The following is a 20,719-nucleotide window of genomic DNA, read 5'->3' on the forward strand; positions in this document are numbered from 1 at the left end:
TGCATCATAGCGCCTTTGCGTTCGAGTAAAAAAGATCGGTTCGAACCCTCGGGCCTGCAAGGCCCGAGGGGGCCGAATCGATCCGACCACCGGGTTCTTCTGCCATACAACCGAGGATCAAAACAGAAAGTAGCGCTGCGCCATTGGCAACACATCTGCTGGCTCACACCAGAGCAAAATGCCATCAGCCTTGACCTGATAAGTCTGCGGATCGACGTCGATATTCGGTAGGTAATCGTTATGGATCAGGTCGGTTTTCTGCACCTCGCGGCAACCTTTGACCACAGCGATTTTCTTCTTCAGACCCAATGATTCCGGGATGCCAGCCTCCTGTGCCGCCTGGCTGATAAAGGTCAGGCTGGTGGCATGAAGTGAGCCACCATAACTGGCAAACATCGGGCGGTAATGCACCGGTTGAGGGGTGGGGATCGAGGCATTGGCGTCGCCCATCAGGCTGGCGGCAATCGCCCCGCCCTTGAGGATCAAGGTCGGTTTGACGCCAAAGAATGCCGGGCGCCAGAGCACCAGGTCCGCCCATTTACCCACTTCGATTGAACCCACTTCGTGGCTGATGCCATGGGTGATCGCCGGGTTGATAGTGTATTTGGCGATGTAGCGTTTGACGCGGAAATTGTCGTTGCCCTCAACGTCACCCGGCAGTGGGCCGCGCTGCTTTTTCATTTTGTCGGCGGTCTGCCAGGTGCGGGTGATGACTTCACCGACACGGCCCATGGCCTGGCTGTCGGAGCTGATCATCGAGAATGCACCGAGGTCGTGCAGGATGTCTTCAGCAGCAATCGTCTCGCGGCGGATACGGCTTTCGGCGAAGGCCACGTCCTCGGCGATACTTGGGTCCAGGTGATGGCAAACCATCAGCATGTCCAGGTGTTCGTCGATGGTGTTGCGGGTGAACGGTCGGGTCGGGTTGGTCGAGCTTGGCAGCACGTTTGGAAAACCGCAGGCCTTGATGATGTCCGGAGCGTGGCCGCCGCCCGCACCTTCGGTGTGATAGGTGTGGATGGTCCGGCCCTTGAACGCGGCGAGGGTGGTTTCGACGAAGCCGGATTCGTTCAGGGTGTCGGTGTGGATCGCCACCTGCACGTCATACTGGTCGGCGACACTCAGGCAGTTGTCGATGGCTGCCGGTGTCGTACCCCAGTCTTCATGCAGCTTGAGGCCGATGGCCCCGGCCTTGACCTGTTCGATCAGCGGCTCCGGCAGGCTGGCGTTGCCTTTGCCGGTGAACCCGATGTTCATCGGGAAGGCGTCGGCGGCCTGCAGCATGCGCGCCAGGTGCCAAGGGCCGGAGGTGCAGGTGGTGGCATTGGTGCCGGTGGCAGGGCCGGTGCCGCCACCGATCATGGTGGTGACGCCGCTCATCAGCGCTTCTTCGATCTGCTGTGGGCAGATGAAGTGGATGTGGGTGTCGATACCGCCGGCGGTGAGGATCATGCCTTCACCGGCGATCACTTCGGTGCTGGCGCCGATCGCGATGGTCACATTGGGCTGGATGTCCGGGTTGCCGGCCTTGCCGATGGCGGCGATGCGCCCGTCCTTGAGGCCGACGTCGGCTTTGACGATGCCCCAGTGGTCGATGATCAACGCGTTGGTGATCAGCGTGTCGACCACGTCGCGGGCCAGCAGTTGACCCTGGCCCATACCGTCGCGGATCACCTTGCCACCACCGAACTTCACTTCGTCACCGTAGGTGGTGAAGTCTTTTTCCACCTCGATCCACAGCTCGGTGTCGGCCAGACGGACCTTGTCACCGACGGTGGGGCCGAACATGTCGGCGTAGGCTTGTTTAGAAATTTTCATGTGCTTGCCTTGGAATTCAATGATCGTTCCCACGCTCTGCGTGGGAATGCCGCCATGGACGCTCTGCGTCCGCCGTTATGTGACGCGGAGCGTCACGGGATGCATTCCCACGCGGGAGCGTGGGAACGATCATTTAAAAAAGTCAATCCAGATCACCCATTATCCGTCCGGCAAACCCGAACACCCGGCGATGCCCGGCCAGGTCCACGAGTTCGATGTCTCGGCTCTGCCCCGGCTCGAAGCGCACGGCGGTGCCGGCCGGGATATTCAGGCGCATGCCGCGGCTGGCGGCGCGGTCGAAGGTCAGGGCGTCATTGGTTTCGAAAAAATGATAGTGCGAACCGACCTGGATCGGCCGGTCACCGCTGTTGGCAACGCTCAGGCTCAAGGTGCGGCGCCCGGCATTGAGTTCGATGTCGCCGGGCTGGATCTGATATTCGCCAGGGATCATGGGTTCACTCCGCGGAGGATTTTGTAATAGATGGCGGTGGGGTGGTATTGACCGTTCGGACGGCAGGCGTAGTCCGGTATTTCGCCGACGCGGACGTAACCCAGGGATTGGTATAGGGCTTCGGCCGCTGATCCGGCCTCAGTGTCCAGATACAGCATGCCGCGCTTGTACTGCACCGCTGTCTGCTCCAGCGCCTGCATCAACTGCTGACCAAGGCCGCGGCGACGGGTGTGACTGCGTACCTGCAGTTTTTGTACTTCGGCGCGGTTCAGGCCATTGGCCTTTTGGCACAGGCTCAGTTGCACAGTGGCCAGCACCTGTTCTTCATGGACCACCACCCAGAGCAGGCGGCTGCCTTGTTCGAGCTCTGCCTGGACCTCGTCGTAGTAGGCCCGTGCCTGGCTGGCATCCAGATCCGCCATGAAGCCGATCGATGCGCCGTTACTCACGCAATCGAGCAACAGTTCAATCAAACCCTGGCGGTAGTGCGCAAAGCTTTCGGCATGGACTCGACGCAGTTGGGCAGCGTTCATCGGGTATCACTCCTTGTTGGCGACTGGCGGCTCCGCGCCTGGGTTGAGGGTCAATTGCATGAAGGTCAGGTCGAGCCAGCGACCGAACTTGGTGCCCACTTGTGGCATCTGCCCGGTGGTGATGAAACCGACTCGTTCGTGCAGTCGGATCGAGGCGGCGTTGCCACTCTCGATAGCGGCGACCATCACGTGTTTGCTGCAGTCTTTGGCACGCTCGATCAATGCCGCCATCAGCCGTGGGCCGAGGCCGTTGCCGCGCTGGTCGCTGCGTACGTAAACCGAGTGTTCAACGGTGTGCCGGAAGCCATCGAAGGGCCGCCAGTCACCAAACGAAGCGTAGCCGAGTACGCTGTTGTCACCGTCGACAATCACCAGAATCGGATAACCCTGAGACTGCCGGGCACTGAACCAGGCCTGGCGGTTACCGAGGTCGACGGCCTGTTCGTTCCAGATCGCCGTGGTGTTGAGCACGGCGTCGTTATAGATGTCACGGATCGCCGGCAGATCGGCATGCTGCGCGTCACGAATGCTGTAAGTCATGGCACAGCCTCAGGCGATGGGTTGGTGGACGGTGACCAGTTTGGTGCCGTCGGGGAAGGTCGCTTCGACCTGGATTTCCGGGATCATTTCCGCGATGCCCTCCATTACCTGTTCACGGCTGAGCAGGGTGGTGCCGTAGTGCATCAACTCGGCCACAGTCCGACCGTCACGGGCGCCTTCGAGCAGCGCCGCGGAGATATAGGCCATGGCTTCCGGATAGTTTAGCTTCACGCCGCGGGCCAGCCGTCGCTCGGCCACAAGGCCGGCGGTGAAGATCAGCAGCTTGTCTTTTTCGCGTGGGGTCAGGTCCATCGTTCGAAGTCCGTTATCAGGCAGTTTAAAAGGTATGCGTGACCCCTGTAGGAGCGAGCTTGCTCGCGAAAAACGCCAAGGCAGCGCAGTCATTCAAGTTGACCGCGTTATTGTTAACGCTTATCGCGAGCAAGCTCGCTCCTACAGGGGATGAAGTGTTTATGTGCTCCAGATCCTCGGTGGCAGCGCTTCACGGCCGAGCAGTGCGGGCCTGAGCAACCGCCACAAATCAATCAACCAGCCTCGCGCCTGCAGGGCTTCACTGGCCAGACAACGGGCTACCAGCAGCCCGGGCAATTGCGTCAGGTCACCCCTGACCGGATTGGGCAACGAACGGCAGGCCGCCAGCAGCTCGCTGTCGATTTCACCAGTCACGAGCAACGTTGCAAACACCGGTTGCCCGTCGAGCCCGATCGGCGAATCGAGCAAGCCGTCATCACCGACAATGCGCTGGCGTTCATGCCAGAGCAACTGACCGTCGCGGCGGATATCCAGTTGCGATTGAAAATGCCCGGCATCGAAGCGCTCGCCACTGGCCGGACGACCCAGCGCCACCACATCCCAATAGAACAACCGGGCATCACCTTCAAGCTCGATAGAGGTGCTGAGTTCGGCCTGGGCGGCGCTGAAGATAATGGTTTCCTGTGGCAGCCATTCCAGCGTTGCGCCCGCTTCGACGTGAAAGTCCAGCTTCTGGTAAGCCGGCCCTGCGGCGCGATACCACTTGGCCGCACCGGGGCTGGTCAACTGGGACCAGGCATCGGCGCCAACATGGACGTTGATGTCCAGCCGGTCACCGCCGGCAATCCCGCCCGGCGGGTGGACGATAATGTGCTGGCAGACTTGCGGGCCTTCGGCATACAGATGCTTTTGCACCCGCAGCGGGCCTTTGTGCCGGCGCTGGACGGGACGCGTGCTGTCGCCGGATCGGGCATAGCCGAGCTCCAGCTCGGCGTGCCAGCTGGGGGTGAACAGAGCGGTGTGGGCAGGAAGGTTCATGATCAGTGCTTATCGTCAGGACGCTACAGGTTAGATCGTAACCAGGCCGCGCACACCTTCGGTTTCCATATTTTCTCCACGGCCTTGCTGGACGATCTCTCCCCGGGACATCACCAGGTATTGATCGGCCAGTTCGGCTGCGAAATCGTAGAACTGCTCCACCAGCAAAATTGCCATGTCGCCGCGTGCCGCGAGTTTTTTGATCACCGCACCGATCTCCTTGATCACCGACGGCTGAATGCCTTCGGTGGGCTCATCGAGAATCAGCAGTCGCGGACGACTGGCCAGGGCGCGGCCGATGGCCAGCTGTTGTTGCTGACCACCGGACAAGTCGCCGCCGCGACGTTGCTTCATCTGCAGCAGCACCGGGAACAGCTCATAGATAAACGCCGGGACTTCCCTGGCTTCGGAACCCGGGAAACGGGACAGGCCCATCAGCAGGTTTTCTTCCACTGTCAGTCGGCCGAAAATCTCCCGGCCTTGCGGCACGTAGGCGATTCCTGCATGCACCCGCTGGTGCGGCTTGTAACCGGTGATGGCTTTGCCTTCCCAGTTCACCGCGCCTTCTTTTGCCGGCAGCAGCCCCATCAGGCATTTGAGTAGCGTGGTCTTGCCGACGCCGTTACGCCCCAACAGGCAGGTGACCTCACCGACTTTCACGTCAAACGACAGACCCCGCAGGATGTGGCTACCGCCGTAATACTGGTGCAGCTTGTCGACTTGTAGCATGTTCTCATCCTTTCGAAGTTCTGCTCTTCGTAGCAGCTGGCGCAGCCTGCGTTCGGCCGCGTAGCGGTCGTAGAGCCTGCAATCGCGTTTTGTCAGGTGTATCGCCGTTGCCGAATTGCGAGTGCTTCGCCCTCGAACGCAACCTTCGGCAGCTGCTACGGTTGGGGCGCGTGCTTCAACGCCCGAGATAAACCTCAATCACCCGTTCATTGTCCTGCACCTGCTCCAGCGACCCTTCGGCCAGCACACTCCCCTGGTGCAACACGGTGACGTGGTCGGCAATCGAGCCGACGAAGCCCATGTCGTGCTCCACCACCATCAGCGAATGCTTGCCGGCCAGACTCTTGAACAGCTCGGCGGTGAATTCGGTTTCGGCGTCGGTCATTCCCGCCACCGGCTCGTCGAGCAGTAGCAGTTGCGGGTCTTGCATCAGCAGCATGCCGATTTCCAGAAACTGCTTTTGCCCGTGGGACAGCAAACCCGCCGGGCGACTGACCGACGCCGTCAGGCGAATGGTTTCCAGGACTTCGGCAATACGGTCTTGCTGCTCGCCATTGAGTTTGGCCCGCAGGCTGGCCCATACCGATTTGTCGGTTTTCTGCGCCAGCTCAAGGTTCTCGAACACGCTCAAGGCTTCGAACACGGTAGGTTTCTGGAACTTGCGACCGATCCCGGATTGGGCGATCTGCACTTCGCTCATCTGCGTCAGGTCCAGGGTTTCACCGAACCAGGCCTTGCCGTGGCTGGGACGGGTCTTGCCGGTGATCACATCCATCAGCGTCGTTTTACCGGCACCGTTGGGGCCGATGATGCAGCGCAATTCGCCGACGCCGATGTACAGGTTCAAGTCGTTCAGCGCCTTGAAGCCATCGAAGCTGACGCTAATGTCTTCCAGAGTCAGGATGGTGCCGTGGCGAGTGTTCAGACCGGGGCCGGCGCGCTGGCCGAGGCCAATCGCATCGCGGCTGGTGCCGGCGTCCTTATTGGGCTCCGGTGGGAAAAACACCGGTTCGAGCATGAATTCAGTCGTCGCAGTGACTCTCATTGTTCACCTCTTTTTTTCAGCAGCCCGATCACACCCTTGGGCAGATACAGGGTCACCACGATAAACAGCGCACCGAGGAAGAACAGCCAGTATTCGGGGAAGGCCACGGTGAACCAGCTCTTCATACCGTTGACCACACCGGCGCCGAGCAGCGGTCCGATCAACGTGCCGCGCCCGCCGAGGGCGACCCAGACTGCCGCTTCGATGGAGTTGGTCGGCGACATTTCGCCGGGGTTGATGATCCCCACTTGCGGCACGTACAACGCACCGGCCAAACCGCACAGCACCGCGCTCAACACCCAGACAAACAGCTTGAAACCGCGCGGGTCATAGCCGCAAAACATCAGGCGGTTTTCTGCGTCGCGCAGGGCGGTCAGCACTCGACCGAACTTGCTTTGCGCCAGACGCCAGCCGATGAACAGGCTGGCCACCAGCAACAGCACCGTGGCCACAAACAGCACCGCCCGGGTGTTCGGTTCGGTGATGCCGAAACCGAGAATGCTGCGGAAGTTGGTGAAGCCGTTATTGCCGCCAAAACCGGTTTCGTTGCGAAAGAACAGCAACATCCCGGCGAAGGTCAAGGCCTGGGTCATGATCGAGAAATACACGCCCTTGATCCGCGAGCGAAAGGCGAAGAAGCCGAACACCAGCGCGAGCAAACCCGGCGCCAACACCACCAGGCACATGGCCCAGAGAAAGTGGTTGGTGCCGGTCCAGTACCAGGGCAATTCGGTCCACGACAGAAAGGTCATGAACGCCGGTAGCTCGTCACCCGAGGCCTGGCGCATCAAGTACATGCCCATGGCGTAGCCGCCGAGGGCGAAGAACAGGCCGTGACCCAGTGACAGCAACCCGGCGTAACCCCAGACCAGATCCAGCGCCAACGCGACAATCGCGTAGCAAAGAATCTTGCCCACCAGGGTCAGGGTATAAGCCGAAACGTGCAGCGGATTGTCCGCCGACAACAGTGAAAGCAGCGGCAAGGCCAGCAACAGCGCGAGCACCACACTGCCGACGATCAGAGTGACTTTGGGGCCGGCTTTTTTTGTTGCCGTGAGCATCATAGGCTGGTTCATCAGTCGATCACCCGTCCTTTCAGTGCGAAGAGTCCTTGCGGGCGTTTCTGGATAAACAGAATGATCAGCGCGAGGATCAGGATCTTGCCGAGCACGGCACCGATTTGTGGTTCGAGAATCTTGTTGGCGATGCCCAGGCCGAAGGCCGCCAGCACGCTACCGGCCAACTGGCCGACACCGCCGAGCACCACCACCAGGAACGAATCGATAATGTAGCTCTGGCCCAGGTCCGGGCCGACGTTGCCGACCTGGCTCAGGGCGACGCCGCCGAGCCCGGCGATACCGGAGCCCAGGCCAAAGGCGAGCATGTCGACACGCCCGGTGGGCACGCCGCAGCAAGCGGCCATGTTGCGGTTCTGGGTCACGGCGCGCACGTTCAGGCCCAGGCGAGTCTTGTTCAGCAGCAGCCAGGTCAGCACTACAACGAACAGGGCGAACGCGATGATCACAATGCGGTTGTATGGCAGCACCAGGTTCGGCAGCACTTGAATGCCGCCGGAGAGCCAGGCCGGGTTGGCGACTTCGACGTTCTGCGCCCCGAACAGCAAACGCACCAACTGGATCAGCATCAGGCTGATGCCCCAGGTCGCCAGCAGGGTTTCCAACGGACGGCCATAGAGGTGTCGAATGACCGTGCGTTCGAGAATCATGCCGATCCCCGCCGTCACAAAAAACGCCACCGGCAGCGCGACCAATGGATAGAACTCGATGGCTTGCGGCAGGAAACGCTGGAATAACAACTGCACTACATACGTGGAGTAGGCGCCGAGCATCAGCATCTCGCCGTGGGCCATATTGATGACACCCAGCAGACCGAAGGTGATCGCAAGTCCCAGCGCCGCGAGCAGCAGGATCGAACCCAGAGACATACCGCTGAAGGCCTGACCGAGCATCTCTCCGATCATCAGTTTGCGTTTGACCTGAGCCAGACTGGTTTCGGCGGCGGTGTGAACGGTTCCATCGGCTTCAACGCCCGGTTCCAGCAAGCCTTCAAGGCGAGTGCGGGCCAGCGGGTCGCCGGTTTCGCCGAGCAGCCTCACGGCCGCCAAACGCACGACTGGATCGCTGTCCACCAGTTGCAGGTTGGCCAGAGCCAGGCTCAGGGCCGCGTGAACGCCTTCGTCTTTTTCGCTGGCGAGTTGTTGCTCCAGAAATTTCAATTGCGCCGGTTTGGCGCTTTTTTGCAGTTGCTGCGCAGCGGCCAGACGCACCTTGGCGTCAGCGGCGAGCAGTTGCTGGCTGGCTTGTGCGGTGTCGATCAGACCCCGCAGGCGGTTATTCAGGCGCAAGGTTTTGGCTTCGCCGTCGAGGGTCAGTTGGCTTTGCTGCAAGGCGTTGATCAGTTCGACACGAGCCGGATCGGGCTGCGCGGCCCAGGCTTCCAGCAGTTTGGCTTGCTGCACGGGATTGGCAGCGACGAAGTCTTCGGCGTCGCCGGCGTGAGCGGCCGTCGACAGCAGTAAAAAAGCGAGAACGAAAAACAGGCGATAAAGGGACATGGCTACGTCCTGAAGGGCGACGGCGGACCTTGTAGGAGCCGAGCTTGCTCGCGATGGCGGTGTGTCTGGCAGACCGCTATCGCGAGCAAGCTCGGCTCCTACAGGGGTTGTATGTTGATCGTTCCGTCCTGGGAGCGATCAGTCCCGCTGCTTAGTTGCTCTTCACCGCGTAATCCGGCTTCTTGTCGTTACCCGGAATGAACGGGCTCCAGGGCTCGGCGCGGATCGGGCCTTCGGTCTGCCAGACCACCGAGAACTGACCGTCAGATTGAATTTCGCCGATCATCACCGGCTTGTGCAGGTGGTGGTTGGTCTTGTCCATGGTCAGGGTGTAACCCGATGGTGCGGAGAAGGTCTGGCCGGCGAGGGCTTCACGAACCTTGTCGACGTCCGTGGATTTGGCTTTCTGAGCCGCTTGCGCCCACATGTGGATGCCGACGTACGTGGCTTCCATCGGGTCGTTGGTTACGGCTTTATCCGCGCCCGGCAGGTTGTGTTTCCTGGCGTAGGCTTTCCAGTCGGCGACGAATTTTTTGTTGACCGGGTTCTCCACCGATTCGAAGTAGTTCCACGCGGCGAGGTTGCCCACCAGCGGCTTGGTGTCGATGCCACGCAGCTCTTCTTCGCCCACCGAGAACGCCACGACCGGAACGTCGGTGGCTTTCAGGCCCTGGTTGGCCAGCTCTTTATAGAACGGCACGTTGGAGTCGCCGTTGACCGTGGAGATCACCGCAGTCTTGCCGCCGGCCGAGAATTTTTTGATGTTCGCCACGATGGTCTGGTAATCGCTGTGGCCGAACGGCGTGTAGACCTCTTCGATGTCCTTGTCCGCCACACCTTTGGAGTGCAGGAACGAGCGCAGGATTTTGTTGGTGGTACGCGGGTAGACGTAATCGGTACCGAGCAGGAAGTAGCGCTTGGCGCTGCCACCTTCTTCGCTCATCAGGTACTCCACCGCCGGGATCGCTTGCTGGTTGGGCGCCGCACCGGTGTAGAAGACGTTCGGCGACATCTCTTCGCCTTCGTATTGCACCGGGTAGAACAGCAGGCCGTTGAGCTCTTCGAACACCGGTAGTACCGATTTACGCGACACCGAGGTCCAGCAGCCGAACACCACCGCGACCTTGTCCTGGGTCAGCAGCTGCCGGCCCTTTTCGGCGAACAGCGGCCAGTTCGAGGCGGGGTCCACGACCACCGGCTCAAGCATCTTGCCGTTGACGCCGCCCTTGGCGTTGATCTCGTCAATGGTCATCAGCGCCATGTCTTTAAGCGAGGTTTCAGAGATCGCCATGGTCCCTGACAACGAGTGCAGGATCCCGACCTTGATGGTCTCGGCGGCCTGGATGCTCCAGGTCATACCCATCGCGGCAATCGATGCCGACAGAGTGAAAGCCTTGATCAAGCTACGACGCTTCATTGTGCGATCTCCATGATATTAAGGTTTTTTTCTTGGTTGGCAGATACGGACGCTGAAGGGGCTTTAGCAAGGGTTGTGCCCGGTCGGGCAAAGGCAAGGAAATGTCGTATTACGCAGGGTTGCAAAGCGTGCTGCGCACCAAGCCGGGGCCGACAAAAGTGCTCAGTGCGTTTGTGTGCGCCGCATTGGTGCCTGCATTGCCGGGGGCGGCGTTCGACCGCGGTTATCGTCGGCGCATCAGACCAATGAAAAACACCCCGCCAATCGCCGCAGTGGCCACGCCAATCGGCAAGTCTTCAGGCGCGATCAGCGTGCGTGCGGCGACGTCGACCCACACCAGAAAAACACTGCCGAGCAACACGCACACCGGCAGCAATCGCCGATGTTCAGCGCCGACCAATCGGCGGGCGATGTGCGGCACCATCAATCCGACAAAGCCGATGGAACCGCTGATGGACACCAATACCCCGGTCATCAGCGAGGCAATCAAAAACACCCGCAAGCGCACGCTGCGGGCATTCAGGCCTAATGTCACAGCGGTCTGTTCGCCGGCCATCAAGGCGTTCAGCGGGCGCGCCATGCCCAGCAGCAACACCAGCCCGGACACTACGCTGGCGGCCGGAATCGCCAGCAGTTCCCAGCGCGCCAGACCGAGGCCGCCGAGCATCCAGAACATCACGGCTGAACTTGCCCGGTGATCGCCGAGAAACAACAGCAGGTTGGCGATTGCCATCATCACGAAGGACACCGCGACACCACACAGCAGCAATCGATCACTGTCCAGGCGACCGTTGCGATTGGCGATGGCCAGCACCACCAGCATGCTCAGCAGTGCACCGATAAGCGCCGCGATCGGCAGGGTCAGCAGGCCGACGATTTCGCCGACATGTAGCACTACGATCACCGCGCCCAAGGTGGCGCCGGAGGTCACGCCCAGCAGGTGCGGGTCGGCCAGCGGGTTGCGGGTCACCGCTTGCAGCACCGCGCCAGTCAACGCCAGGCCGGCGCCGACCAGCGCACCAAGCAACATCCGCGGCACGCGAATCAGCCAGACGATGTGTTCCTGCCCGGCGCTCCAGCTCACTTCGCCGAGACCGAATGCCTTGTACAGAAGAATCCGCCAGACCACGTCCACCGGCACCCGCGCCGAACCCGCGCCAAGCGACACCACACAGGACACCAACAGCAGCGCGCCGAGACCGATCAGCAGCTGGGCATAACGACGGCTGATCATTCGCCGTGGAAACCCTTGGCCATGGTTTCAATCGCCGCGACGTTATCGATGCCCGGTGTGGCCTGGACGTAGGGGATGACGATGAAACGCTGATTCTTGATCGCGTCTACCGACTGCAGTGCCGGGTTGTTTTCCAGGAACTGTTGCTTCTGCCCGGCGCTGACTTCGCCATAGTCGACGATCACGATCACCTGTGGATTGCGCTCGACCACATTCTCCCAGTTGACCCGGGTCCAGCTGGTCTCGACGTCATCAAGATATTGCGCCCGCCGGCGGCGTCGATCAGTGCTTGTGGCATGCCCAGTCGACCTGACGTCATGGCGCGGTCCTCGCCGCTGTCGTAGAGGAACACCCTGGGTTTTTCTGCTGGCAGGTCCTTCTGGATCTCGGCGACTTGCGCCTGCATGTCGGCGATCAGCTGGTTGGCGCGATCCTGCACATCGAAAATTTTCCCGAGGTTGCGCAGGTCGTTGTAGGTGTCTTCCAGCGTAGCGGGGGGACGCTTCATCACAAAGGCGCAGGACTCGGTCAGTTCGTAGACATTAATTCCCAGCGGGCCGAGGGTCTGCGGCGTCAGCTCACCGCCCACACGCATACCGTAATCCCAACCGGCAAAGAAGAAATCGACATTGGCATTGAGCAGGGTTTCCACCGACGGGTACTTGCTCGCCAGTTCCGGCAAGCCGTCGAGGATGCTCTGCATCCGGGGTGTCACGGCTTTCCAGCCACTGATGCCGCTGTACCCGACCATGCTCGGTTTGAGGCCGAGTGCGAGCATCATTTGAGTCATATTGATGTCGTGACTGAGGGCGTGTCCGGGCGCCTTTTTGAAGGTCACCTGTCGGTTGCAGCTCTGGATCGTCAGCGGGTAATGGGTGGCTTCGGCGAATGCCTGGGCAGTGCCGGACAGCAAGGCGACAGACAGACTGGCACGCAGCAGGGAACGCAAAATCATGGTTGGGTTATCCAGGTAATTCGTGGGTAGCCGGACAGCGGGTGTCGGTCGATCAAGGCTTGGACACCGAAGACTTCGCGCAGCAACTGAACGGTCAGCACTTCGTGCGGTGTACCGCTGGCGACAATGCGCCCGCCGTTGATGACGTACAGCCGATCACAAAACGCCGCGGCGAGATTGAGGTCATGGATGCTGGCGAGGGTGCCGATTTGCAAGCGTTTGACCCGTTGCAACAGCTCCAGCTGATAACGCGGATCGAGGTGGTTGGTCGGCTCGTCGAGGATCAGCAGTTGCGGTTGCTGAGCCAGGGCGCGGGCGAGGATTACCCGCTGCTTCTCACCGCCCGACAGGGTGGCGAAGGCGTGATCCTCGAAACCCCGCAGGCCGACTGATTCCAGTGCTTGCTGACAGATGCGTCGATCTTCGAAGGTGTCGCCGTCGAACAGACCTTTGTGCGGTGTGCGGCCCATGGCGACCACCTCATCGACGGTCAGGCCAAAGGCATCGGGGAATTCTTGCAGCACCACCGCGATGCGCTGCGCGCACCAGCGAGGCGACTGTTTCCAGACATTGTGATGTTCGAGTTTGACCTCGCCGCTTTCCGGTTTGCTGAAGCGATAGGCACAGCGCAGCAGGCTGGTTTTGCCGCTGCCGTTGGGCCCGATCAAACCGACGAACTCACCCGCCGACACCTGCAGGCAGGCCTCACGCAGTTGGAACTGGTGATGGCAATGGCCGTGACCCAGAGGGGTCCAGGCCAGGTTGGTGAGGTTCAGCGAGGTCATTCAATACTCATTAATTGCGTTGAGGCTGAATCCATCGCGGGCAAGGGCCAGGCGCCCCCCCTTGCTCCTGCAGGATCACGCTGTACCGTAGGAGCGAGGCTTGCCCGCGAAAATGTGAGGAACATTGCGGGCCGGCATTGTAGAGCCTGCAAGGCCGTTTCATATATCTCGCAGTCTTCAGCTTGAAGATGTGGCCGGCTCAGCTTTCCCCGCCAGCCGTGACAGTAGTATCCGGTCCAGGATCCACACCGCGATCAACGATGCCCCGACCAACGGAAATGCCACAGCCAATGCGAACATGATGACCATCGCGGTTTTCCACTTCGCCAGGTCGTGGCGCAATGGCGGAACACCGAGTCGACCTTGTGGGCGGCGCTTCCACCAGATCACCACGCCGCTGACTGCGCTGAGCAAAATCATCAGGCACACCAGCAGCACCACGATCTGATTGAACGCTCCGAACATCTTGCCTTCGTGCAGCATCACGCCCATTTCCGTGGCGCGGGCGACGTTGCTGTAGTGCTGCCACCGCACATCGGCGAGCACGCTGGCGGTGTATTGATCGACATGCAGGGTCGCGTCGTTACGTGGTTCGTCGGCGAACACAGCGATGGTGAAAACGCCGGTGGCGGTGGTCGGGAAGGTGATGCTATAGCCCGGCTCTACCCGACGCTGGACGGCAATGTTCTGCACCTCTTGCAGCGAGATTGTCGGCGCGGCCGCAGCGGTTGAGCTGCCGGTGTGAGCCATGTGTTCGGCATGGTCGCCGGACATCGGCATCGGCGTGTTTTCCATTGCCCACGGTACGGTCTGGCGCGTCGCCGTATTGAGGCTGCGAGCCTCTTGATCGGACTTTGGCACCTCGTTCCACATGGCCGCCGGGAAGCGGTTCCAGAGCTCGGCGTATTGCTTGCCCCAAAAGCCGGTCCAGGTCATGCCGCTGAGCAGCATCACCAGCAGAAACGCCGCGCCCCAGAAACCGGTCACCGCATGCAAGTCGCGCCAGAACAAGCGCCCGCGATTGCTCAATCGTGGCCATAACACACCGGCCGATGACTTGCCTCGCGGCCACCACAGGTACAGACCGGAAATCACCAGCATGATGCCCCAGCCGGCAGACAGCTCGACCAGTCGATCACCCACGGTGCCGATCATCAGCTCACCATGAATGGCGCGGGCGATGGCTTGCAGGTTTTTCCTGGCGTCCTGGTCACCGAGGATTTCTCCGCGGTACGGATCGATGAACACGTTCAGTTCATGACCGTCGTTTTGCACCACGAACTGCGCACTGCGTTCGGGGTTGACCGGCGGCAGATATTGCTTGACCTGCCCCTGCGGATAAGCGACCTGCACACGGCGAAGTTGCTCGTCGGCGCCAAGCGTTTGATGACCGGCCGGGACGTTCAGCAGGTTGCCGTACATCAACGGGTCGAGTTGGGGTTTGAACAGGTAGATGATCCCGGTCAGGGCCAGCATCACCATGAACGGCGCGACGAACAGCCCGGCATAGAAATGCCAGCGCCAGGCCAGGTTGTAGAAAGACACTTTAGGTTGGCTCATCAGGAGCGCTCCGCTTTGGCATGGATCTTTTAATGTTTTTTGCGACTGCTTCGCAGTCGATCGCGGGCAAACCTCGCTCCTACGCGAATATGTGATCCCTGTAGGAGCGAGGCTTGCCGCGAAGCTTTTTAGAAACTCATATCCACCTTGGTCCAGAGCGTGCGCCCCGGTTCGTTGATGGCTTGCGGAACAGGTTGTCGACGCCGCTGCTGGCCGGCACTGGTTGGCGTGGATCTTTCGGGTTGGTGATGATGGTCAACGGTGAGCTGGGGGCAATGGCGGTGATCACCGTCGGGCTCGGTTCGTTTGTATGTCGGGTGTGTTCATCGGGTTGTTCGGCTGCCAAAACCAGCGGTGTCAGCAGCGCGCCGTGGAGGACGGCTATGCCCTGTTTGAGGCGAAGACCTGGCTCGCTCAGGGCAAGAAGAGAATGTGCCTGAGCAGAGCGCAAGCGAGTGTCAGTAGAAAACCTGGACATAAAGGTTCCATCAATCAATCGTAAACAACACGGCCAGCAGCCTGCGGCTGTCTTTTCTACAGTCGGCCGGGTGAGGTGAAATGTGGGTGTTTACGTGATGATGGGCGGGGCGCGGGTTCGGGCGCCGGGGAAGACTGCTTGCCGGGCATGGCCCAAACGCGGGAAGGGGCTGATGAAATTCGTCGGCGGCGGTGTGTCGAATGCCGCGAACGACAGGCTACCGGGCAGCGCCGGGCAGTTGAACAGGAGGCTGCAATACCCGCACTTCTCCCAGAGCATTTGATGCTCGGCAGGCGCCTTGACGGGTTTGGCATCGTGGTTCGAGGTGCCATGGTAGCCGGGCTCGTCCATGCGCATGTCCATCGACATGTTCATTGGCATGGCGTGATCCATCGGCATCGCTTGGGAAATCAGCGGACCGATAAAGATCATCAGCATGGCGAACAGGCTGATCCAGCTACCGCGTTTGACCCTCAACGAATCATGATGCGGCACTGATCGCCTGACGCTTGGCGAGCGCAGGGCGTTCACAGGTGTTGTGGGCTGTGATTACTGGGCGTGCATATGCTCTTCAGTGCCTGCGGGCGCTTGCTTCTGCACCGCGACCTCGACGGTTACGTCGCCTGACTTTTCAAAATGCAGGGTCATTGGGAAGCGCTTTCCTTCGCTCAGCAAGCTGCGGTCTTTGAGCTCCAGCAGCATCACGTGGTAGGCCATTGGCGCGAAGCTAATGTCGCCACCGGCGGGGATTTCCACGCTCGGCACTTGCTGCATTTTCATCAGGTCGCCTTGCTTCACATGCTCGTGCAGCTCGGCCAGTCCTGCAATCGGCGAGGCCACGCTGAGCAGGCGGTCGGCGGTTTTGCCGTTGTTGTGAATGACGAAATAGGCTGCGACGGTCGGGGCATTGGGTGGCAGTTCCTGCGACCACGGATGAGCGATGTGCAATTGGCCGGCAGCATATTCGTGAGCATGGGCAAAGCAGACAGGCAACAGCAAAGCGGCGAGAAGCAGAGACTGCTTCACCAGGGATTGTTTCAACATGGCAGTTCTCCAGAACGATTCAAAACGCAGATCAATTGCGAGAAGGAGTCAGACCAGAGGCGAGGCGCGGGGATTGAGGTTCGGCCATTGCTGGCGCGGCGTGGGCGTTTCGAAGGTGGGCGGCGGCACGCTTCTATTGGACTCGAACCGAGCGAAATACAGCTGCGGCATATGCCACGGTAAGGCCACCAACGGTGCCGAACCCGAACAGCACCAGCAATGCTGCATGTTGGAGTGATCGTCGTTTTGTGGTGCTTTTTGCTCAAGCGTGCCCAGCGAAATCGCTACCAGTCTGGTGCCGTTCGAGGAGCAGAAGCTGCCCCACAACAACTGCTCGGCAGGCGACTGATTCGCAGCCTGGGGCATCGTCCCGGAAATCGGCATGGCGAGCATGTTGAACAGCACTGCAAAGCAGGCGATCCAGGCAAATGCAAGCCGTTGTCGGGACATCGGTCAGATCCGTTGAGATGACGATCAAGCAAGGTATTTAGCCTGATCAAGGGCGATAAGTAAAAAGACCGCGTGCGGTTTGGTGTCGCAGTGCCTTGGCCAGCAGGTACAAAAGTCTGCGCGCGACTTCCGGCTCGTCGATTCGAAAGAGTGTAGCGGCTTCGATTCATAATGCCTGGGCGATCACAGGGGGCGGCGGGGGGTAACCATAGATGTGGGAGCTGGCTTGCCTGCGATCGAGTGCGCAGCACTCGCAATGATTACTGCCGCACAGAAGTTTACTGGGGTATCAGATAACCTTGCTGCGTCAGCGCCTCGAGCGTATTGGCGACAGTCTCAAACTCCCGCTCAACCCCCACCAACTCCGGCCGCTTCAATATCAACACCGGCACCTCACGCTCGCGCGCCACTTCCAGCTTGGGTTCGGTGGCGCTGCTGCCGCTGTTTTTACTGATCAGCACATCAATCCGGCGTCGTTCGAACAGCTCCCGCTCATCGTCGATTAAAAACGGCCCACGGGCGCCGATCACTTCGCAGCGCTGATTGCCGGGATACGGGTCGAGTGCTCGTAAAGTCCAGAACTGTCTGTCCGGGATTTCATCCAGATGCTGCAACGGCTCGCGCCCCAGGGTGAACAGCGGGCGCTTGAAGGGCTTGAGCGCTTCAACCAACCCGGCCCAATCGCTGACTTCCCGCCAGTCATCACCTGCCTGTGCTTGCCAGGCCGGTCGCCGCAGCGCCCAGCAAGGTATGCCGCTCAATTGCGCAGCGGTCGCGGCGTTCTGGCTGATTTGTGCGGCATAGGGGTGGGTGGCGTCGAGCAACAAGTCGATGCCTTCGTCTTCGATGAACTGCGCCAAACCTGCCGCGCCGCCATAGCCACCGACCCGGACCTGACAGGTCAAATCCGTCGGCACCCGGCCGATGCCCGCCAGGCTGTAGACATGTTGCGGGCCCAGCGTGCGGGCAATCGCCAAGGCTTCGGTGACGCCGCCGAGCAGCAGTAACCGTTTCATTGAAAAGCTCCGGCATGGCCGACGATGCCGCCCTGGCGATCGATGGCAAACACCTCGACCTGAACCTGCGCCGGTACCACGCTGCGGGCGAACTCCAGTGCGTGTTGGCACACCGCATCGCCAAGGGCGACTCCGACAGCGCTGGCCATGGCCAAGGCTTGTTGACTGGTATTGGCTTCGCCGATGGCTTGCTGCAAGGCGTCATCGGCGCCGACGTCTGCCGCCCATTGCGCCAGTTGCGGCAGGTCAATGCTCGAATGACGGCTGTGCAAATCCATATGCCCGGCGGCGAGTTTGCTGATTTTGCCAAAGCCACCACAAATGCTGAGTTTATCCACAGGCACTTTGCGCAAATGCTTGAGCACCGCACCGACAAAGTCGCCCATTTCGATGAGGGCGATCTCAGGCAGGTCGTATACGCGGCGCATGGTGTCTTCGCTGGCGTTGCCGGTACAGGCGGCGATATGCGTGTAACCATTGGTTTTGGCGACGTCGATGCCCTGGTGGATCGAGGCGATGTAGGCCGCGCAGGAGAACGGCCGGACAATACCACTGGTGCCGAGAATCGACAGGCCGCCGAGGATACCCAGCCGTGGGTTCATGGTTTTCAGTGCAAGGGCTTCGCCGCCCTCGACGTTGATCGTGACCTCAAAGCCGCCGTCGTAATTACGCTCTTGCGCCAGTTGCAGCAGGTGATCAGTGATCATCTTGCGTGGCACCGGGTTGATCGCCGGTTCACCGACGCCCAGTACCAGCCCCGGCCGGGTGACTGTGCCGACGCCAAGGCCTGCGCTGAAACGTATACCCGGTTCGGCGTTCAAGCGTACATGGGAATACAGCAACGCGCCGTGGGTGACGTCTGGATCATCGCCGGCATCCTTGATCGTTCCGGCTTCGGCGCCGTCTTCGGCCAGGCGACAAAACTCCAGGCGCATCTGTACGTGCTTGCCTTTGGGCAGGGTGATATCCACTGCGTCGTGGCTGATACCGCTGAGCAGCAAGCGGGCGGCAGCGAGGCTGGTGGCGGTGGCGCAACTGCCGGTAGTCAGGCCGCTGCGCAGGGGCGCAGGTTGTTCGGCGGTTTCGTCACGCATGGAGCTGGCAATTCCTTTGTAGGAGCGAGCGGTGCGGCGATCCGACTTGCCCGCGATGGCATACTCGAACTTCACACATCATCAGGCTTGACTACTTCCAGCAAGGTAATCGGCAACGCCTGGCGCCAGGTATCGAAATCCCCCAGGGGCTGCGCCTGAGCGATATGAATGCGGGTCAATTCACCGCCATGCTGTTCGCGCCAGGCCATCAAGGTCATTTCGCTTTGCAGGGTGACGGCGTTGGCGATCAGCCGGCCGCCGGGTTTCAATTGCTCCCAGCAGGTGTCGAGCACGCCCTCGCGGGTGACGCCGCCGCCAATGAAAATCGCATCCGGTCGCTCCAGGCCTGTCAGCGCTTGCGGCGCGCTGCCGCGAATCAATTGCAAGCCGGGGACGCCGAGGGCATCACGATTGTGTTCGATCAGTTGCTGACGGCCGTCATCGGCCTCGATGGCCAAGGCGCGACAGCCTGGATGAGCGCGCATCCATTCAATGCCGATCGAGCCGCTGCCGGCGCCGACATCCCACAGCAACTCGCCTGGCACCGGAGCCAGGCGGGCGAGGGTGATGGCGCGAACGTCACGCTTGGTCAGTTGCCCATCGTGTTTGAAGGCCGCATCCGGCAGCCCGGCGAGTCGCGATAAGCGCGGTGTGCCGGGTTCGGCGATGCAGTCGATGGCGACCAGATTCAGATCGGCGATGGTCGGCTCGCTCCAGTCGCTGGCAATACCTTCGATGCGTCGTTCGGCAGGTCCGGCCAAGTGTTCCAGTACCGTGATCCGGCTCGGCCCGAACCCCCGCTCACGCAACAGCGCGGCGATCGCCGCGGGGCTCTGGCCATCGTTGCTCAGTACCAGCAAACGAATACCGCTAAATAGTTGTGCGCCCAAGGCTGCCACAGGGCGGGCGACCACCGAGAGCGTCACCACCTCTTGCAGCGGCCAGCCCAGTCGAGCGGCCGCCAACGAGTAGGAAGACGGCGCGGACAAAACCTGCATCTCATCGTTGGCCACCTGCCGCGCCAGGCTAGCGCCGACGCCGAACAGCATTGGATCGCCGCTGGCCAACACACAGACAGGCTCGCCGCGCTGCGCCAGCACCGGTTCCAGGGAGAACGGGCTGGGCCACAGTTGACGCTCGCCACGGATGCAAACCGGTAACAAGTCCAGTTGCCGCTGGCCGCCAAAAATCCGTGAAGCGCCCAGCAGGGCGTGTCGAGCATTCTTGCCCAGACCGCTGAAGCCGTCTTCACCGATTCCTACTACTGTCAGCCAGGGCGCCATCCATATTCCTCAAACAAAAAAACAGTGGCTCCGAGACACGGGTTGGCTGGGCCTCGGACCAAAGCGCAATGATAGCGCGGCTTCGATAGGTTTTTCCTGCGCTGTTCGACAGGTGCTCAGAATGACCGCGGGATGAACTGGATAATGCGAATGTTTTGCCGATGGTTAAGGACGGCCTGAATTAGCCACCGATATTTCGAGGCCCCTTCCATTTGCGACTCAAAAAATGGGTGGTCTGCCAAAAAACGGGCGTTGGCTGTTGTTAATTCATTCAAAAATAATCTGGCTGCATTGAAACTGTTCTCATCAAGGAGCGCCAGAGCGGGAGGGCGAAGTTTCCAGGTGATGCCATGTGCCGATAATGGCCAGGGTCAACTATCAATGGCGGTGAGTCATTCATG

The 20,719-nt window shown here is 60.6% G+C and carries 20 protein-coding genes and 2 pseudogenes; all 22 read right to left on the bottom strand.

What is annotated here, in order from left to right:
* Nucleotides 1–117 precede the first annotated feature (117 nt).
* A complete protein-coding gene (gene ureC / locus AC07VR_RS11160) occupies nucleotides 118–1,818 on the bottom strand; it encodes an urease subunit alpha (RefSeq protein WP_494993481.1) in 1,701 nt (566 codons plus the stop codon).
* A gap of 142 nt (nucleotides 1,819–1,960) precedes the next feature.
* The gene (locus AC07VR_RS11165) at nucleotides 1,961–2,269 is read right to left on the bottom strand and encodes an urease subunit beta (protein ID WP_494993482.1); all 309 of its coding nucleotides are present in this window, start codon (nucleotides 2,267–2,269) and stop codon (nucleotides 1,961–1,963) included.
* Nucleotides 2,266–2,802, bottom strand: a complete 537-nt coding sequence (locus AC07VR_RS11170; RefSeq protein WP_495011252.1) for a GNAT family N-acetyltransferase — start codon at nucleotides 2,800–2,802, stop codon at nucleotides 2,266–2,268. Before AC07VR_RS11170 ends, AC07VR_RS11165 begins: the two co-directional genes overlap by 4 nt.
* A gap of 6 nt (nucleotides 2,803–2,808) precedes the next feature.
* On the bottom strand, nucleotides 2,809–3,342 hold the full coding sequence (locus AC07VR_RS11175; protein WP_495011253.1) for a GNAT family N-acetyltransferase: 534 nt from the start codon (nucleotides 3,340–3,342) through the stop codon (nucleotides 2,809–2,811).
* A 9-nt stretch (nucleotides 3,343–3,351) separates the two neighbouring features.
* On the bottom strand, nucleotides 3,352–3,654 hold the full coding sequence (ureA, locus tag AC07VR_RS11180; protein ID WP_494993485.1) for an urease subunit gamma: 303 nt from the start codon (nucleotides 3,652–3,654) through the stop codon (nucleotides 3,352–3,354).
* Nucleotides 3,655–3,813: 159 nt separating this feature from the next.
* Nucleotides 3,814–4,653 carry an urease accessory protein UreD gene (locus AC07VR_RS11185; RefSeq protein WP_495011254.1) on the bottom strand — a complete coding sequence of 280 codons (840 nt, stop codon included), beginning with the start codon at nucleotides 4,651–4,653 and terminating at the stop codon, nucleotides 3,814–3,816.
* Nucleotides 4,654–4,683: 30 nt separating this feature from the next.
* Nucleotides 4,684–5,382: an urea ABC transporter ATP-binding subunit UrtE gene (gene urtE, locus AC07VR_RS11190; RefSeq protein ID WP_494993487.1), complete on the bottom strand. Its 699-nt coding sequence runs from the start codon at nucleotides 5,380–5,382 to the stop codon at nucleotides 4,684–4,686.
* Between the two features lie 175 nt (nucleotides 5,383–5,557).
* Nucleotides 5,558–6,427 (bottom strand): urea ABC transporter ATP-binding protein UrtD, encoded by an 870-nt coding sequence (gene urtD, locus AC07VR_RS11195; protein ID WP_494993488.1) that lies wholly within the window; start codon nucleotides 6,425–6,427, stop codon nucleotides 5,558–5,560.
* The gene (gene urtC, locus AC07VR_RS11200) at nucleotides 6,424–7,503 is read right to left on the bottom strand and encodes an urea ABC transporter permease subunit UrtC (protein WP_495011255.1); all 1,080 of its coding nucleotides are present in this window, start codon (nucleotides 7,501–7,503) and stop codon (nucleotides 6,424–6,426) included. Before urtC ends, urtD begins: the two co-directional genes overlap by 4 nt.
* Nucleotides 7,503–9,002 carry an urea ABC transporter permease subunit UrtB gene (gene urtB / locus AC07VR_RS11205; RefSeq protein WP_495011256.1) on the bottom strand — a complete coding sequence of 500 codons (1,500 nt, stop codon included), beginning with the start codon at nucleotides 9,000–9,002 and terminating at the stop codon, nucleotides 7,503–7,505. Before urtB ends, urtC begins: the two co-directional genes overlap by 1 nt.
* Before the next feature lie 151 nt (nucleotides 9,003–9,153).
* Nucleotides 9,154–10,419 carry an urea ABC transporter substrate-binding protein gene (gene urtA / locus AC07VR_RS11210; RefSeq protein ID WP_494993491.1) on the bottom strand — a complete coding sequence of 422 codons (1,266 nt, stop codon included), beginning with the start codon at nucleotides 10,417–10,419 and terminating at the stop codon, nucleotides 9,154–9,156.
* 223 nt (nucleotides 10,420–10,642) lie between these two features.
* Nucleotides 10,643–11,653, bottom strand: coding sequence for a FecCD family ABC transporter permease (locus AC07VR_RS11215; protein ID WP_495011257.1), 1,011 nt, complete (start codon nucleotides 11,651–11,653; stop codon nucleotides 10,643–10,645).
* Nucleotides 11,650–12,608, bottom strand: a pseudogene (locus AC07VR_RS11220) (ABC transporter substrate-binding protein). The gene AC07VR_RS11215 and the pseudogene AC07VR_RS11220 overlap by 4 nt, the downstream one beginning before the upstream one ends.
* Nucleotides 12,605–13,393, bottom strand: a complete 789-nt coding sequence (locus AC07VR_RS11225; protein WP_495011258.1) for an ABC transporter ATP-binding protein — start codon at nucleotides 13,391–13,393, stop codon at nucleotides 12,605–12,607. Before AC07VR_RS11225 ends, AC07VR_RS11220 begins: the two are co-directional and overlap by 4 nt.
* Before the next feature lie 177 nt (nucleotides 13,394–13,570).
* Entirely contained in the window at nucleotides 13,571–14,953 is a 1,383-nt protein-coding gene (locus AC07VR_RS11230; RefSeq protein ID WP_495011259.1) for a PepSY-associated TM helix domain-containing protein, read from the bottom strand.
* Between the two features lie 190 nt (nucleotides 14,954–15,143).
* A pseudogene (locus AC07VR_RS11235) lies at nucleotides 15,144–15,431 on the bottom strand (TonB-dependent copper receptor); the annotation flags it as partial.
* A gap of 90 nt (nucleotides 15,432–15,521) precedes the next feature.
* Nucleotides 15,522–15,926, bottom strand: a complete 405-nt coding sequence (locus AC07VR_RS11240; protein ID WP_495011260.1) for a DUF2946 domain-containing protein — start codon at nucleotides 15,924–15,926, stop codon at nucleotides 15,522–15,524.
* Between the two features lie 54 nt (nucleotides 15,927–15,980).
* On the bottom strand, nucleotides 15,981–16,460 hold the full coding sequence (locus AC07VR_RS11245; RefSeq protein WP_495011342.1) for a copper chaperone PCu(A)C: 480 nt from the start codon (nucleotides 16,458–16,460) through the stop codon (nucleotides 15,981–15,983).
* 63 nt (nucleotides 16,461–16,523) lie between these two features.
* Complete coding sequence (locus tag AC07VR_RS11250) at nucleotides 16,524–16,925, bottom strand: DUF2946 domain-containing protein (RefSeq protein WP_495011261.1); 402 nt, start codon at nucleotides 16,923–16,925, stop codon at nucleotides 16,524–16,526.
* A 278-nt stretch (nucleotides 16,926–17,203) separates the two neighbouring features.
* Nucleotides 17,204–17,941 (bottom strand): cobalt-precorrin-6A reductase, encoded by a 738-nt coding sequence (locus AC07VR_RS11255; protein WP_495011262.1) that lies wholly within the window; start codon nucleotides 17,939–17,941, stop codon nucleotides 17,204–17,206.
* Nucleotides 17,938–19,035, bottom strand: a complete 1,098-nt coding sequence (locus AC07VR_RS11260) for a cobalt-precorrin-5B (C(1))-methyltransferase (protein WP_495011263.1) — start codon at nucleotides 19,033–19,035, stop codon at nucleotides 17,938–17,940. The genes AC07VR_RS11255 and AC07VR_RS11260 overlap by 4 nt, the downstream gene beginning before the upstream one ends.
* Nucleotides 19,036–19,106: 71 nt before the next feature.
* Nucleotides 19,107–20,318 (bottom strand): precorrin-6y C5,15-methyltransferase (decarboxylating) subunit CbiE, encoded by a 1,212-nt coding sequence (cbiE, locus tag AC07VR_RS11265; RefSeq protein ID WP_495011264.1) that lies wholly within the window; start codon nucleotides 20,316–20,318, stop codon nucleotides 19,107–19,109.
* Between the last annotated feature and the right edge of the window lie 401 nt (nucleotides 20,319–20,719).

Source organism: Pseudomonas sp. GW821-FHT02H09 (assembly GCF_059421425.1).

Bases quoted from the DNA above. Each gene is read 5' to 3' on its own strand.
- AC07VR_RS11250 (WP_495011261.1), bottom strand. From the start codon at position 16,925: ATGTCCCGACAACGGCTTGCATTTGCCTGGATCGCCTGCTTTGCAGTG.
- cbiE (WP_495011264.1), bottom strand. From the start codon at position 20,318: ATGGCGCCCTGGCTGACAGTAGTAGGAATCGGTGAAGACGGCTTCAGC.
- ureA (WP_494993485.1), bottom strand. From the start codon at position 3,654: ATGGACCTGACCCCACGCGAAAAAGACAAGCTGCTGATCTTCACCGCC.
- AC07VR_RS11215 (WP_495011257.1), bottom strand. From the start codon at position 11,653: ATGATCAGCCGTCGTTATGCCCAGCTGCTGATCGGTCTCGGCGCGCTG.
- AC07VR_RS11230 (WP_495011259.1), bottom strand. From the start codon at position 14,953: ATGAGCCAACCTAAAGTGTCTTTCTACAACCTGGCCTGGCGCTGGCAT.
- AC07VR_RS11170 (WP_495011252.1), bottom strand. From the start codon at position 2,802: ATGAACGCTGCCCAACTGCGTCGAGTCCATGCCGAAAGCTTTGCGCAC.
- urtA (WP_494993491.1), bottom strand. From the start codon at position 10,419: ATGAAGCGTCGTAGCTTGATCAAGGCTTTCACTCTGTCGGCATCGATT.
- urtE (WP_494993487.1), bottom strand. From the start codon at position 5,382: ATGCTACAAGTCGACAAGCTGCACCAGTATTACGGCGGTAGCCACATC.
- ureC (WP_494993481.1), bottom strand. From the start codon at position 1,818: ATGAAAATTTCTAAACAAGCCTACGCCGACATGTTCGGCCCCACCGTC.
- AC07VR_RS11175 (WP_495011253.1), bottom strand. From the start codon at position 3,342: ATGACTTACAGCATTCGTGACGCGCAGCATGCCGATCTGCCGGCGATC.
- AC07VR_RS11225 (WP_495011258.1), bottom strand. From the start codon at position 13,393: ATGACCTCGCTGAACCTCACCAACCTGGCCTGGACCCCTCTGGGTCAC.
- AC07VR_RS11185 (WP_495011254.1), bottom strand. From the start codon at position 4,653: ATGAACCTTCCTGCCCACACCGCTCTGTTCACCCCCAGCTGGCACGCC.
- urtC (WP_495011255.1), bottom strand. From the start codon at position 7,503: ATGAACCAGCCTATGATGCTCACGGCAACAAAAAAAGCCGGCCCCAAA.
- AC07VR_RS11260 (WP_495011263.1), bottom strand. From the start codon at position 19,035: ATGCGTGACGAAACCGCCGAACAACCTGCGCCCCTGCGCAGCGGCCTG.
- AC07VR_RS11255 (WP_495011262.1), bottom strand. From the start codon at position 17,941: ATGAAACGGTTACTGCTGCTCGGCGGCGTCACCGAAGCCTTGGCGATT.
- urtD (WP_494993488.1), bottom strand. From the start codon at position 6,427: ATGAGAGTCACTGCGACGACTGAATTCATGCTCGAACCGGTGTTTTTC.
- AC07VR_RS11165 (WP_494993482.1), bottom strand. From the start codon at position 2,269: ATGATCCCTGGCGAATATCAGATCCAGCCCGGCGACATCGAACTCAAT.
- urtB (WP_495011256.1), bottom strand. From the start codon at position 9,002: ATGTCCCTTTATCGCCTGTTTTTCGTTCTCGCTTTTTTACTGCTGTCG.